Consider the following 15772-nt stretch of genomic DNA (forward strand, 5'->3'; position numbering starts at 1 on the left):
CGCATAGGCACAATGAAGCACATCGTACTCCTTGCCTGAAAAATTTAATCTAGCTTTGAAAGCCATAGTTTTAAAATTTAAAGGTTAAAAAAATTTGATTTAGTGTAGCCTCCGCTACATCATATATAAACCAATAATTAAGCCAATTATTGTATATGTAGCTCATATATAATGGCTAACACTCATGTCTCTTTCGAAAATATTATCCTACGGCTAGCAGAATGCAGATTTTTGTCAAGAAAAAAAATGTATTTTTTTTAAAACCACACTACGTCTCATTTTTACTACACACAATAGCTTAAAATACTGTAGCATTTTGGGACAGGGTGTTACTTTATGAAACAGATTGAGGTAACGGCTTTCTTCTTTTAAACCTTATTTTTTTTTTTCCTCGGCAAACAGCCTGTAGCGATTTCAATTGTAAAAACGCCTAAAACAACTTATCATCTGTAAGTTTCACTATTGTTCGTACTTCCACATGTTTTCAAGATCTATTTTTTTGACCGTAAATTCTTTTTCTTCCTGCTTAAATACTACCCTGCGGTTGCTTAAATCTTCATTCATTCGCAAAACTATCTCAAGGGGTTTTGCAGGATCTACCTGTTTGAATAAATTAAATATTTCTTCCTCATCGAAATATTTTATCTGAAAAACAGTTTGAACTTTTGATTCATCCTCAAAAATAAAATCGATCAATCTTGGTACGGCTCTTGGTTTAAAAACATTATCGATTACCGTTTGGTTAAATAAAGTTTCTTCTTCACCATTAAACATTTCTATCCCAATGTTAACTAGTTTATGCCTGGGGATTTCTATACGGGTACGCCAGTTATATTTTTTTCTATAAATATCCCAGATATCGTATTGAATGCCATGTTTTTTTAAGTTTTCATAGGCTTTTGGAACGGATGCAGACATGTCAAAATATTCCTGCTGTGTAATGGTTGGATTTCCCGGAACAAAATCTTTCATCGCTATGTGGGTTTCGGTAGCCTGAAAACGGGCGACTTCTATTTGCTGGTCATCGCCATAAACCCAAACCACTACCACTCCACCTGGTGCACAACCAACTGTTATTAAAGAATAATTTGAAGGATCGGTGCCATCACCACGCCAATCTAAAGTTCCCGCTTCAAAAAGTTTTTTTATTTTATCAATAGGCATATCCCAACTGCCTGTATAAAATTTGTTTTCCAAAAAAGAAGCCCAGGTAATATCTAATTTTACAGGCAGTGCTTTTAAATCATCACCCTGTGCGTGCAAAGGCCCACTATAACCCCATCCTGTATGATTAATTCCCGAAGTTGGTATATAAACGCTTTTGCCATCCTCTAACAAAAAATTACCCTTATATATATTTGTTGGATATAACGCTGGTGCACTCGAAGTTGGCAGCCATTCGTATTTAACGATCATAGGTTTGTTTTTACAGGAAGTTAATATTGTAGTAAGTAACAGGAAACAGATAAGTATTTTTTTCATAATTATTGTTTCAGGTTAAACTACCAGAAAAAAGTATCAGAGATCTGCGCCATCTGGTAATGGGGCAAAATGAAGTAAAGCATAAGCAGAAAAATAAAAATACATGCATTGGCAATACATTTTGGCCTATTTTTAAAGAACAGAACAACTGTTTCAACTAAAAGAGCAAACATCAGCACAAAAAACAGGTACAAGGGAATTAAATCAAGATCATAAGCCTGCCGCTGATAATTATTTTCTGCAAATACAAAGCAAAAGGCCAAATATGGGACCAATAAGATTAAAAGCCTTATGATAATATGTTTTATGATTTTTCTCATGAGTTAGGTTCAATTAAACGGCTTCTAACAATAGTTTTACCCGCAATTTTAAAGTTTGGCACGTATGCCTGTGGTATATCTCCATATTGAGAATTCCAATGAATATATTTATTCCTTAATTTTAACAACAGGTTATGATCGTTTACTACACGGTTAAATGTATCGGCCGACATCTTGTTTTCTTTTTCCTGCTTTCTAAATACCTCTATTTGTTTGTTGGTATAGTATTCCATTTTGGGCTGGCTACCATTTATATAGGCTGTTAAGCGTTCTTTTACTTTATTCAGATCCAGTTCATCAGCCTTTGTGGGTTTTGGTAAAGCGTAATTTTTATTTAAGTTGGCTATATCAACGGTCGCAGCATATTCTTTATTTAGTTTTTCAGACATGAGACTGAGCGTAACAAAACTATAAGTGTTGCGTATGCCCTTACGGTTCATGTAGGTTTCGTGCCAGGAGTTAGGGCGTACAACTTCACTTTCTTTACACCAGGCCTGTGCAATAAGATTATTTAAATCATTGTTTAATATTTCGTTGTATTCATCGTCACTATACCCGTCTCCCACGGTGTTATCGAAATCCATTATCTGTTTAGATTCGTTCATGTTATCGGTGTAGCAACCACCAACATCAGAATGCACGCCTGGCAGATAAAAATCCTGTCCGCCTGCCCTTGCTGTGGGCGTTAGCATAAAGTTTTTACGGTGTTCGTCGTTAGCACAAAAGTGGATTATTTTCTTAGCCCTAAGCGTGTTTAAATGAAGTTCGCCCACATCGTTATTAAAATCCCCATGCGTACTCTTGTTGGTTGCGCTTGGATCATAAGAAGAAACTGTGTCGTACAAACCTACAAACCGTACTTCTAAGCGGTTATACTCCAATTTCGATTTTTCCAGTTGGGCACCCCATATACTTTGACTGTCTGTTTTACTCAATTCATAAATAAAATTTCTTGCGGCCGCAGCGCCACGGCTAAAACCAAATACATCTATTGTTAGTGTGTTTACTTTATCTTTACCCCTTAATGTTTTTACCTTATCGGCTACTAACTGACAGCCTTTTTTAACTTTTTCTAAGATGCCCAATTTGCCTGAGCCAAAGGCAACGCCAAGGTGATCTGTTAAATCATCGGAATCTGCTCCGAAATCAGCTGTGCCAATACCTTCTATATATACACTTTCTACATATTTATCTTTTGCATACCAAAGTTCTTTACGGGCTACATTAGAAAGATCGTTCATGTAACTATCGTCACTTTTATTGGACATTTTTTTATAGGCTGCAGCTCCCTCCTTTTTCTCGGCATCTGTTGCGAAATTGCCCCGCCTGGCATTGGTATTTTTCCTGTTGTTTTGTGTACCATCAAAGAAAACACCGATTCTGATGGTGACTGTACCTTTTGGCAACGGAGGAGGCGTATATGTACCTAATTTAATGTTTTCTGCCATAATTTTGATATAATAATTAACTGTACAAAAAATGCTGCATAACGTTTTTAAAGGGATGAAGGAAGATTTACTCTTCATCCAAATTCCACATTATTTTACCGATAGGTGATAGCCGTTTTGGAATAAGCTCACATTGATTCTTTGCTCAATCTTCCTCAATTTAATTAAATAAAACAAGGAATCTCTGGCAGAAAAGCCAAAAGAGTAAATAACGAGTTAAGATCCTCCTAAGCCTCTCCGCAAACTTTCACAGTTCTATCTATTTAAATCCACTAGTTTGATTACTTCTTCCTGCGACATCTGCAAGGACATTGGTTTTCCAATAATTTTTCTGCTGATGGTTGTAGTAGTTATCACCTCTGTATCTTTTCCCGTTATTTCTATATGTTCTGTTAATTTGAGCAGATTAAGTTTTAAAGGATTATAGGTTACTTTACGGGATATAATCTGCCGGTCTTCGGTATTGCGGTAAATGTTCATTTCAATGAGACCTGGATTAAGATAACTCATTTTTTTACTAAAATGTGTTTCTTCTGCCGATGTGCCCTTAACTAATTCCAGTTTACCAGAACGGTTGTACTGATACCTATAATTCCAGGTATCCTTCAAGTCAGATTGGCTTCTCTGTGTGGTAATTTTAGATTGCTGAATACCTTTCCCCCATCTTTCCCGACTATCGGACAATAAGACCTGATAAATATCATTGATAGAATAATCTTCTAAGTAATCTTCCAAAAGATTGAAAAGACTAATGATAGAATGCTTTATGCCTACCTGCTGCTTAATCTTAGCATAAAATTCGGGGAATAATTTATACTCATCTTGATTAACCAGTACGGTACGTTTTGCATCTGAAAAGGTAATCTTTAATGGTTCAATACTACCCCCACCATTTAATATGGATTTAGCACGCAGGTAAAGGCCTTTACTATCCCCCGACAAATTATAGGCGGTAGCTTCGGAGAGTATGCCATCTGCTATTTTATATACGAACAGGCTATCTTTTAAACTATTCTGCAGATATAAGATTTTACTCGTATCCTTTTCTTTCCCCTCCTCAGATTTGACTTCTGTAAATCGGGTCAGTAAAATCCCAAAACAAACTTTTGCTGGTTTGGGAGGCGGCTGTTGTGCTATTACACTAAAAACAACCAACAAATTAAGAATACAGGCAGATATCAGTTTGGTCATATTTTATTTTGTTGTTGCTGCTGTTAAACGGTTCGGAGTTATTTTCCAGAAAATACTTTTGCCTGCAGTGATAGTAGCAGAAATACCATTTGTGGTTTTCACGTTGGTATCATAATAAAAATTGCCGCTTACCCAGTATTGCTGATCTTCAAAGTCGGCTGATGGAATGGCATATTTAATTCTGTCAGGCACTTCAACTTCCTTAAACTGCAGTTTACCATCAGTACCTTTTAACTGTTTCCCATCTGGTCCAAGCACTGGCTTTTTAACTTTCTTTTTAAGGTGTTCGTGCGTGCCCTGATCTGCATTTTCATCATGGTTACCTTTATCTTTGTACCTTGCCGACGTACCGTTCGCAGCTACAAAATCATCATAAATCGCTTTTGGAATTTCAACGAACTTATATTCATCAAATTTGTTCTGTCCCAGTTTATTGTAGGGATTTGTTTCAGAATTGCCCCATGCTAGAAAATCGGTTCCATCCCAAAACTCTGCGCCATCGGTAATGTCTTTCACTCCAAAGCAAACATCCAATACTGCGTATCTCGCCAATTTTGATTTGTCATCATTATTATCAGGAAGTTCTTTCTTGTTTGGTACAGAGGAATAACCAGAGGCTAACAAAGAACGCCAGGTTTTTTTCGTAGAAACAGCCCTGTTACGACTGGTAAAGGCCACGCATCTGAGCTCTTTTATATCAGCATTACCTGATTCGTGACTTATAATGTAAGCAATGTACCTAAAATCTGCATGGCCTAACGCTTTACTATCGTATTTAACCAAGTTAGCTTCATCATTCAGAGAATCCCATTTTTTTGCAGCCACTGCCTGATCATACTTTTCCTTAGTAGTAATAAAAATTTTAGCACTGCCCGCTACCCCACCCAGGTATTCACCTTCACGGGTGTAATAAACATATTGTACCGTTTCTTTAGGCTCTTGCGATGGATTATAATCTCCAAACTTAACATTTGTCATAACTACTCAATTTACCTGTATAGACAATCACCTCTTTACCATTAACAGATGGCTATCTGCTTCAACATTTATCCATTTTTGGGTGCGTTAACTTTTAAGTTGCAAATACCTAGTTGATAACAAATTAACCTTACCTATTATTGTATTTTCAGATTTTTCACCATCAGATTCGACAATTAATATGTTCCTTTAAAAAGAATAATTAGAATCAATATATCATATGGACTATTTCTGCTTGACAAATACCACCACTAATAATATAGTATTCCGCTCATAATTTTTATTTCTGGCAATGTTACATCTAGCGGATAATTTCGAACCCATTATTGCCTTTTGGCAGGTGTATGTAAAATGGAAAGCCAAATTCTTCGTTCTCTTCCGTTTTTAAATAAGAAATAATCGGAGATTTATCCTCTCTGATTAAATTTACCACCCTGTTTTTTGCGTAAAACTCTACCCTTGGCACTTCCGGAAAACCCTGCATGACATAACCTTCAGCATCGAGCATTTTGAAAATGCTGTTCAGTTCGGCAATATTATCTTCTTCCAGGTACATAGATGTATCTGTTTCTTCATATCTTTTTTTTAAGAGCGATGCAAGCGCATTCACATCCTTATCTTTAAAAAGCGTATAAATCCGACGGTAATAGTTGTGTACCTTCTCGATGGCAGCCTCATTTTCAACATCGATAGTACCAGCATTGGTCCAGCCTGTTAATTGATAAGGTACCACTGCCTTAAATTCTCCGATAGACTCTAAAAGAGGCAATTTATCATCTTTAGCCCGCTGCATTTTATATTCGTATACGGTTTTAAGTTGTTCCTGATCCATTGTTGAAGCATCGAGGAATTGTATTTTAATAATAGCTTCGGCATCCTGATGTATCGTTTGCGAACCTACCAAAGGCTTAAACCTCACTTTAACCTGCTGCGCCCCGCTGTTCAGTATAAAATGATTTATAGGGTAATTTGAGTAAATGCTCCCCCCGCTATCATATGAGAAGGCCAGCACATCATTGATCAATATATCGAAATTTGCAAGAGAGACATTGAAGTCAACTAAATAATAGGGTTCTTTTATCATGCCTACTCGGTTATTTAAAAGGATTGTCAATATTTTTATGATAGCCCATAATTACGGCGTCTTCAAATGCTTTTTTAGTAATAATATCGAGTTTAAAGTTTAAACTGTTATTTACCGGATCTAGCGTTAACCGATACAGGATATCATTTTTCACCCATGAAGTTACCTGTGGATAATCAACAACCATACTATTGAAATCATTTTTATACTCTTTGTAATATTCGGGAAAACTTTCTTTAAGCATTTCCTTGGTTTTGGCACTCAACGCTTCGGCTATGATGTTGTTTACCGAAGCACTATCAGGTTTCCCGAATTTTTTCTTGAGATATTGTATACTGCCAGCAGTCTGCTCTGCATTAACGGTAAATGTTGCAAACGATAACAGGTTGTTATAGGTGGTAATAACTGCCCCAAATGAAGGGCTAATTGCTGCACCGTCGAATTTAAGATTGGCGCTTTCCTTTTCATCGAAAGAATATTTAACAACTTTTTCGCCCTTATCAACTGTTTTAAAACCACCATTTGAAACTTCGATATGTCCATTCTGGTTTTCCACCCGAGAAGCATAACTGTTTAAATCAATATCCAAGGGTTTATTGAAAGTTAACTGCGCAATATCTATAACCTCTTTTTTACAGGCAGATGTTAAAATCACTAGTAATAAAGTGAATGACAATAATTTTAGTTTCATAGTATTAAATATAATGTTTTTCAAATTTTATCTCATCCGGTTTTACGATAACAGACTCGCCTTCGTAGCTGAATGTTCTTTTAATAAAACCGAATTTTACTGTTGTAGCCGCAACAAATTTAGCTTTAATACCGGCAAATGACGCGATTGGACTGGCATAGATCCCGGTTTTATCGGCACCCACCTCAATGCCGCCGGTTACGCTTGTTTTAACATCAGCTGTTAACACGCCTTCAACACCCATATTCGCCGTGCCGGCTTTAGCCAATGCCTTAAACTCTACAGAAACTTTTATTTCACCTGTAATTTTAACATTGCCAGTGGTTTCTTTGGGAAAGAGAACATTTATTTTGGTTTGGCCACTAACATTTATTGCTCCACCAAAAGTTACTAAAAATGTAATCTGGACATTTTTTTCAAGTTTTTCGAGTACCCAGTTAATTACTGTTCCGGCACCGGGACAAATGGCATTTCCACCATACTCCACAAACATCTTGAACAGATCGATAAAAGTATTGGCTTCAACAAGCGGTTTGGCATCAGCACCGATCTCTACAATTTCGCCAACCCTACCATTTGTTTTTTGGAGGTACCATTGTGCCGATAAAGCAATAACAGGTGGTTTTACCTCAAAGCTCCATTTCCCTTTTGCCACTGGCGATTGAACCACATCATCAGCCAGCTGTTTGATTTTATTAAAAATACGCAGGGTTTTAGCAATACGTTCTTCCCATTCCTTACCAAACTCTACTTTTTGTTTACTGCCATTTGCCGCGGTCCACTCTCCGGTTAATGAAAGCTCAAACTTTTGTGCCATTTCACCGTACTTTTTAGACCATTCTGCATCTATTACTGCACCAATAGCTTTATTTTGGGCATTTTTTAGTTCATAACCGTATAATTTGTTGCCATAAGAATACGCGAAAGGCTGTGTGTGCGACCATTTAAATTCTACCGTCCATTTGATATCGGAATAAACATGGATGGCAAGGGTAGGATTATTTGGAACTGAAAAGTATCTACAGCTATGAATATGAACCTCGTAGTTATTCATTAAACCATTACGCCTGGGCCAAATGTAATTTAACGGAATAACATTAAATTTACTCATTGTTGATACTGCCGGAACTGTAATTTTGCCCTCATTCTCAGCTTTTACATCAATGTTGATCAATTTGATGGTTTTATTATGCTTTTTGCGGTCGAAACAAGCTTTAGTGTCGAATTTTACGGGTTCTACGGTAATGTTTTTGGGTTTATTGCCAGCTATAGTTTCATAAATAATGGTTTGTGCATTATGCCCGTAATATTCAAAAGCAATATCTACCCTCCGGTTATTCTGATAATCTGCCTCATTTTTATATTTTATATTATCGCGCCCTTTTTTATCGTCCGTAGGGTTTACCTCTCCATGCCCGGCTGTTTTAATCCGATTAGGATCTAATTTTCCTTTGATAAAAAACTCTCTTACTGTTTTTGCCCTGTTTTCTGATAATACATTGTTATGGTTCTGTTTACCGATTACACAAGCAAAACCATCAAGTTGAATGGTGCTGTATCGATGTTCGAGCAAGAACCGTAATATATTATTAAGCTGCTTAAGACTTTCGGGTAAAAGTTCCGTACTATCAAATTTAAAAATAATAGACTCTAACGTTTTTTCCCGTTTATCGATAACATTTTTAACTCCACTTCCATTATCGAAAACAAGTTCGGGTTTACCTCCTTCTTCGGTTACATTAATTTGTTCAAACTTGCACAACTCAAACCTTGCCTCATTTTTATCGGGCTGGTAAATGGTAACGGGTGTTCTGTTTTCGGGTATTTCTACTACCTGCGATTTAAGTTTATCTTTTATCCTTAAAAAACGGGCATGGGCAGTATCACCTTTACCACCCGTATCTTCAATGTATTTACCCGTTACGGGATGCACCACACGCACATAAAATTCCTCCACATCTGCCCTATCATTCATAGATTGATACCAGGAATATGTATTGGGAATTTTTAGGTTAATCTCGCCATTAGTTACACTTACCCTATAAATTTTACGGGTTACCTCATCATCTTTTGGCCATAAGCCCATAGCGGATCTCAATTTTCTGAACACCCTTACCTCTACATTATCATAGCCATTTAAACCTTCCGTAAATAGCCTGAGCCAGATGAGTTCTCCATATGAAAACTGGTAAGTTTTACGTACATCTGCTCCGCCTTCATTTTGAGTCCACCTGCTGTCTACTATTTTTGCAGGCGATTCGCCCCTGATCTTTAAGCCTGATTTACTATCAAAATTTCCACTCCATGTTGCTTCAATGTACCACAGGTAGGGTCCACATAATTTTTTAGGGATACGGTAACCATAGCTAAAATTGCTGGGTATTGTTTTCTGAAGATCTATGACGCTTTTCTCGTTAAAAACAGCCCATTTTACATCTTTCTTTCTATCTTGTTCGGTAGTGCCAGGCTGCCATTCTCCTATTTTGAACCAAACATATTGATCGGGAGCTATTACCACTAACTGACCGGGTATAGATCCTTTATTGGCATTATATACTTTACCTTCGCCGGTCCAAATAATTTTCTTTATTCCCTTTGCCATACGTTATGCTTTAACACTCGCTTCTACACCGTTAAAATTATTCGCAGATTCATCTAAAGATTCTGACATGGGGTTGAGCTGCGATTGTACGTCTTTATTTGCGTTATCAAAGTTTTGTTTCGAGGCCTCTGCTTTTTGACCATGTTGAATGATCTCGATGCAATCGGTGCCTCCTATTGGGCAGGTAGCTTTGCTATCTTCAAGCAAAATTTTACCTCCATTTGTAAGGATGGTATCTTCATAAAAACCCGACCATTTGGTTACTACCGCATTACAGGGTTTATTGTACATTTTTGAACATGAGCCAAACATGTTTTTCTCGAAGGTTGTGCCTATATCTATAGTTGTTGCTATCAATTTCTGACTGCCATCTTTGTCGTTCGCATATTCTTTCGTATGCGTAAGCACTTTGAGTTTATCGGGCGCCGATCCAAATTTGCACATACACTGTGCCCCCTGAACTACAATATGTTTCTCTGCCATTGCCTTAATTATTTAGTAAACGATCCCAAAATCCTTTTTTTGATGGGCCATCAAGTACCACCATTTCTGTTACCGGCAAACCTTTAACATTGGTATCTAGTTCGAAATCGTGATCAAACTCCTGATCATTTTCGGGAATCAATGCAATTTTCACCTTTACTTTCGCTTTTTCCTGTGCTCCGTAACTGAAATCAGAAACTACAGATATGATCCGCTTAAACTTCGGGTGTAAAAGGTAATATCCTTCGTAATTACCAGTAGCCGTGTTTGTGATATATAATTCATCTTCCAAAGGCTTAATAGTACCATTATGAATCAATTCTATTGCCCCAAAGCTATTGGATTGCGCACCTAATTTCTCTTGCGTTAGATAGCCTTCTACATTAAAGCCTCTGGCTATCGGAAATTTATATATCGATTCAGAATTGCGGTTCTGTCCGTATTCTTTATAAAGGGGTTTAAAAAAAGTGTGAATAAACCAATCATTATTTAAAAATGCCAGGTTTATACTATCAGGGTTGACTAACTGTTTTTCCATCCGCTCTATATAGCCTTCTACAAGGCTGCCTTCAAAATTATCCAGCACCTTCTTTTTAACAGACTGCCATCTTTGTAATATCTCCTGGTGATTATAAATCCTTTGAAAACCACCATTTTGATCAACAGTAATTACCAAAGGATAGAATACTTTTCCAACGGCATAAGCTAAACGGTCGGCTATTAGATCTGGGAGGATTTCATTAATAAAGACATCACTGGTTCGCTCAATCTGGAATAAAGGCTGCCCTTCAGCACTGGGTTTCAATCTGGTAATCTGTACCTCGTATTTAACCTCATTGCTTTTTTCTTCTCCTTCATTAAAAGTGATTAAAACACCATATTTTACAGATAGTTCTGCAGGCCATTCTAAACGAAGGGCGTTTATACCTGAATAGTGTACTGTTTTATTTGAAATATCCATTGGTTTGCCTCTGTAATCAAAATCAGCTAATTTCTATTAACCACCTAACCCGCTTTGCGTATTGGTGCATCCCGTTTTTGGCGTTCCAATACCGCACCACTATCGCCATCAAGTATGCAAAAATGCTCAATGCTATCTTTTGATGGCACATCTTCAATCCAGCTTATGGTCCATACATTCTTTTTAAACCGGTTGCTAAAACCCCGCTGTAAATCACCATCTTGGTGAAAATCGACCTCATTTTTTTTACCATATGCAATTACATCGTTCAGCGTAAATTTGTAATCTGAATCTTTATTAATGGTTTTGGTCACGTTGCCCTGCTCATCATAATACTTCCAGATACCCACTTCGAGTTCAATCGAAAAAAATTTGTTGTATTCTTTAATATTTCCATTACTGTAATAGGTAACCAGTTCTTCAAATCCATCTTTATGGCGAATCTTTTCTACAAAAAGCTGAGCGGAATTTCGGTTGAAAGGCGCTGTATCTGCATTGGGTTTAGGAATATAATATTCCTGCACATAAGATCCATCTTCAAGTGTCTTTCCATCATAAAGAGGATCTGCGATCATCTGCTTTTCGAAATTATCAATATCAAACTTTCTCATTTGTGCCGCTTTATCCCGTTGTGCTGTTTTAATTATTTTATCTGATGCTGTGTTTTTTGCTATTACCTTTTCTGGCTTGGTTTGCTGGCACGAAAACAACAAAACCAAGAGGCAAAGCAGCGCATTTACGCTAACAAACTTTATAGCAGTGCCCATAATTGTTCCCATTGCCATTTGTATAATTGCTTGGATTTGATTGCCGTTTTTTTGCCGTAATAATCCATAATGTTGTCTGTTTCGTATTCTTTGAAAACATATTTGCTGCCATTAACAAAAGTGTGCTGAAGCCCCATGCTATGAAAAATTTCATGAGCAACAGTTGCCTCATCAGTGCTCGGTGAAGTTTTCAGTTTTTTATTTGTTTTAACTATATCAGCAATGATCACGCTTGGTCTTTCCGATCCCTTTTTGCTTGGAATATCTTGCGAACGGCCCAATAGGTAGCCCTTACGTCCACATGAATTACTTTCAATAATCATTGGGGTAAGATACACCTTCCGGTAGGTATTGTATTTGGATGCGAGATAGTTTTTTTGCCTTTGCTCGTAAAGGCTTTTCTCCAAAATGTAAAATACAGATTCTTTAGGATCGCTGCTATAGTTATCAAGCGCAGCACGGATTTCCTTTTCGCCCGAGAGTACAATGGTTTCACTCTTAATCTCCGCTTTGATGTAGGCCTGTCTCAAATATTTCCTTAAAGCTGCTTTTTCATTCGCCAGGTTCATATTTGATTTGTTTTTGCCCATAATTACGTTTACAAAACAGATTTTAACAAAGTGATGGAATTTGGTATGGTTGCGTTTTACGATAAGCTGGCCTGCCAGATATTGTTCGCTCCCCTTTAAAGCATAAACCTCAATAAATTCATCCCTTTCGAAATAAGCTTTACATTTTATGGTTATTGCACTGTCTATTTTAGAAATCCCCTTTGTTACGGGAAAGCCCTTATCTACCGTAACTTCAAAATATTCTTCGTTATACTTAAATTCGAATTTTTCGGGTTCCTCCTCCACTTCAACTATCAATTTTAGCTTGGCCGAATATTCGGGAAGCAATGTCATATAGGGAATAGGATAAATGTATGGGGCATCTTTATTAATTGTTTTCCAAGGAACAGAAAAACGCCTGTACTCTCCGAAAACCATATTATCATACTCCTTTGTACTTTGCACAAATTTAGGGTTGCAATAATCGTAGTCGCCATTCGCCAATTTTGGGGTATCATAATAACCGGTAATGTTTTTATACCACACATCGCCTTTGCTCCCCGAATCACCAAGCCTTACCCAATCGAAGCCAAACTCGCCATTGTAATTGCCATGTGGACGAAAATGCACCAAACACTTAGGTTCGATTTCCAGTAATGTTGGCGCATAACTTTTAAATTGAACATTTGCCATAGCTATTTATTTCCTTCGCCAACAACCTGTTTGTTACTTGCCAAAACCAAATTATTGTACATCGCCTCAACATTTAGCTTATCGGCCAATTTTACAGATTTTTGCCCCACAACCATATTATAATCAGAGCGAACCTTGATTTTCATATTGTTTGATTGTTTTGTAATTGCCATAACTAGAATAATTTTGATTTCTCTGCACTGTTAATTTCTACAGTTTTACCACTTTGCAGGCTCATATTTTCTTTTTGGCTAAACATCGAAATCTCACTTGCAAGTTCATTCGATGTTTCTGACTGCCTTACAAAATCCTTAGTTACAAACTCTGACCGTATATCTGAACTTTCCTGAATATCTCCAGTTGCGCTCAGTGAATAATTGTTTCCTGCTGTTGTATTTATATCCTTATTTACTGAAGTGGTTTGGTTATTACCAATAGAAGAAGCTTGATCTTTACCCACTTTCACGTCCATATTTTCCTCCACATTAATCTGCATATTCTTACAGTTTAAAGTCATGTTTTCCAAAGCAGTAATGGTGATATTATTTCCTTTGGTATCGATATGGATAATATTGCTGTGGATATCGGTAATTTTAATGCCCTGTGTATCCTGATTATCATCAAATTCTATTAAATGCCCGCTTCTGGTAATGATACTTTTAAGGTGGTTTTGAATAAGCGGGCTACTATCTACGCTCGAGCTGTGGTAAACACTTCCCATTACTACAGGCCGTGCAATATTTCCTTCTTCAAAGGCAATCATCACCTGATCATCTATTTCTGGGATCGCGAAATATCCACGGTTATTGCCCCTATCGCCAACACCGGCACTTGGCGTAACTACACGCAACCATTCCGTAACGTCGTTGGTTAAGCATTCCCATTTAAACTTCACTTTTATACGGCCCTGGCCTTGTGGATCGTTATTATCAATCACATCTGCCAGTTGCATATCTGGTTGTGGTTTTTCGAAGTTCTTTACCAGTAAACGTTCGGTTGTGGATACTTTTCCTTCGAAAGTATTGTGGTATTTGCCATTTTCATCGATATGATGTGTAATACTGGTAATTAAAAATTTACCCAGGCTTTCGGAGGTAAAAGCAAGCTCTTTACGGATGCTCATTGTAATTTCGGCAATACTACCTATGCTTAAACCTGCGTTATCGCCCCTGGCGCTTACTTTTAAAAGTTCACTTGTATTGGCTTTCTCTTCATTTTCTACCAGGTTTTTAATGTCGTTGTTATTATCTACCCTGATTAATGAAGGCTGGTTGAAGGTTTTACTAAAAGTAAGGTTCGAAGCTTTTACAGCATGGGATAGGTCGGGCGTACCATCTACTTTACCTGTACTCTCGCTCAGCAGCATTTCGTTCTGCTTCGGATTATAGGAGAACCGTTTATTTTTTATCGGTGCAATTTCCATTGCATACTGCATTTCCTGAACATCTCTGCCATAAAACAGGGATATATCTTTTTGTACATTGGGTTTTCCAAAATTAAGCTGTTTGCCATCGTAAAAAAGCCATTCGTGGTATTCGGCCGAAAGGCGGTTCAAAAAAGCAAAATCGCTTTCACGGTATTGAATAATATAATCGATTGATGTATTTCTTGCGGCATTGGCCACCACTTTTAAATCATTGGCAGGCGTATCTTTAGTTGCCAATTTCACGATCTCGTTCAGGTCTTTATCTAAATATGAACCCAAATCTGGTCCGCGGTCGATTAAAATAGTTGGACTATACCCACTTACAATTAAAACGCCATGATAACCATGACTTTGTGATAGTTCAACTTTAGAAACCAAGCCTACAAAATTCTGCATCCCTTCTGCCGAATGGCCAAAAGAAGCAGTTAAAGTTTTACCCACAAAATCTCGGCTATCATCTAAACTGATCAGTCCTGGCGCACCCATCTGGTCGTGATTAAAGCGCAGTTCAAAATAGTGATGTTCGTTAAAAGCCTGTTGAAGGACGAAGGAAGCAAAATGCGTAATTTCTTTTCCTTCTATATTGATTTCTGCAATGAGTTTCTTTTCCATATTAATTTATCTTGATCACAACAATTACCCTAAGCCAAATGCTGGGTATGCACTTGCTCTTATATTAAAAATGGATCCATTTTCTGCAAACCGTGTGTTCAGATGAATATTGTGTGTTGATGCCGAACCAAACATTTTACCTGAATAGTAATCGTTTTTTACTGCAACATGTTTGGAATGGTTAGACATAATTGAGCATTAATTTTTGAGATGGCTTTGTAAATTAATATATGCATCAAAAAGCAATATTAATTTTTGGGATGATTGAGATGATAGGTAGATGTAGGGTGATGAAAATAGCAACGGATTAAAAGCACTCCGAAAAAATCGGGGCGCTTTTAATTACTATATGTTTATTGATGACTAAGCTTTAGGCCAATCATTTTCGTGTTCTGCATTGCCCAGCTTTAGCTTACGGGCCGATACCACAAAACTTAAAGTCATTGGTGTATTGTCGTTTACCGCAATACCCTCGTTATACTG

At 37.2% G+C, this 15772-nt stretch carries 14 protein-coding genes; all 14 read right to left on the reverse strand.

Translation table 11 applies throughout. From position 1 onward, the window contains the following. Positions 1-459: 459 nt before the first annotated feature. Positions 460-1482 carry a DUF2931 family protein gene (locus ACTJKN_RS27165; protein ID WP_440828749.1) on the reverse strand — a complete coding sequence of 341 codons (1023 nt, stop codon included), beginning with the start codon at positions 1480-1482 and terminating at the stop codon, positions 460-462. 316 nt (positions 1483-1798) lie between these two features. Continuing rightward, complete coding sequence (locus ACTJKN_RS27170; RefSeq protein ID WP_440828750.1) at positions 1799-3250, reverse strand: phospholipase effector Tle1 domain-containing protein; 1452 nt, start codon at positions 3248-3250, stop codon at positions 1799-1801. 255 nt (positions 3251-3505) lie between these two features. Beyond that, entirely contained in the window at positions 3506-4441 is a 936-nt protein-coding gene (locus ACTJKN_RS27175) for a hypothetical protein (protein WP_440828751.1), read from the reverse strand. A gap of 3 nt (positions 4442-4444) precedes the next feature. Further along, positions 4445-5419 carry a hypothetical protein gene (locus ACTJKN_RS27180; protein WP_440828752.1) on the reverse strand — a complete coding sequence of 325 codons (975 nt, stop codon included), beginning with the start codon at positions 5417-5419 and terminating at the stop codon, positions 4445-4447. 301 nt (positions 5420-5720) lie between these two features. Then, a complete protein-coding gene (locus ACTJKN_RS27185) occupies positions 5721-6503 on the reverse strand; it encodes a hypothetical protein (RefSeq protein ID WP_440828753.1) in 783 nt (260 codons plus the stop codon). 10 nt (positions 6504-6513) lie between these two features. Further along, positions 6514-7194 (reverse strand): hypothetical protein, encoded by a 681-nt coding sequence (locus ACTJKN_RS27190; RefSeq protein WP_440828754.1) that lies wholly within the window; start codon positions 7192-7194, stop codon positions 6514-6516. Between the two features lie 4 nt (positions 7195-7198). Then, positions 7199-9796, reverse strand: coding sequence for an OmpA family protein (locus tag ACTJKN_RS27195; protein ID WP_440828755.1), 2598 nt, complete (start codon positions 9794-9796; stop codon positions 7199-7201). 3 nt (positions 9797-9799) lie between these two features. After that, positions 9800-10279, reverse strand: a complete 480-nt coding sequence (locus tag ACTJKN_RS27200) for a DUF4280 domain-containing protein (protein WP_440828756.1) — start codon at positions 10277-10279, stop codon at positions 9800-9802. A gap of 4 nt (positions 10280-10283) precedes the next feature. After that, positions 10284-11240, reverse strand: a complete 957-nt coding sequence (locus ACTJKN_RS27205) for a hypothetical protein (RefSeq protein ID WP_440828757.1) — start codon at positions 11238-11240, stop codon at positions 10284-10286. 44 nt (positions 11241-11284) lie between these two features. Beyond that, positions 11285-12019, reverse strand: coding sequence for a hypothetical protein (locus ACTJKN_RS27210; protein ID WP_440828758.1), 735 nt, complete (start codon positions 12017-12019; stop codon positions 11285-11287). After that, positions 11992-13251, reverse strand: a complete 1260-nt coding sequence (locus tag ACTJKN_RS27215; protein ID WP_440828759.1) for a hypothetical protein — start codon at positions 13249-13251, stop codon at positions 11992-11994. The genes ACTJKN_RS27210 and ACTJKN_RS27215 overlap by 28 nt, the downstream gene beginning before the upstream one ends. Positions 13252-13253: 2 nt before the next feature. Further along, positions 13254-13397 carry a hypothetical protein gene (locus tag ACTJKN_RS27220; RefSeq protein WP_440828760.1) on the reverse strand — a complete coding sequence of 48 codons (144 nt, stop codon included), beginning with the start codon at positions 13395-13397 and terminating at the stop codon, positions 13254-13256. Between the two features lie 29 nt (positions 13398-13426). After that, positions 13427-15289 (reverse strand): type VI secretion system Vgr family protein, encoded by a 1863-nt coding sequence (locus ACTJKN_RS27225; protein WP_440828761.1) that lies wholly within the window; start codon positions 15287-15289, stop codon positions 13427-13429. A gap of 363 nt (positions 15290-15652) precedes the next feature. Then, on the reverse strand, positions 15653-15772 hold a 120-nt coding region (gene tssD, locus ACTJKN_RS27230), incomplete at its 5' end, for a type VI secretion system tube protein TssD (protein WP_440825873.1).

The sequence above is a fragment of the Pedobacter sp. 22163 genome (genome assembly GCF_052045595.1).
Taxonomy (GTDB): Bacteria; Bacteroidota; Bacteroidia; order Sphingobacteriales; family Sphingobacteriaceae; genus Pedobacter.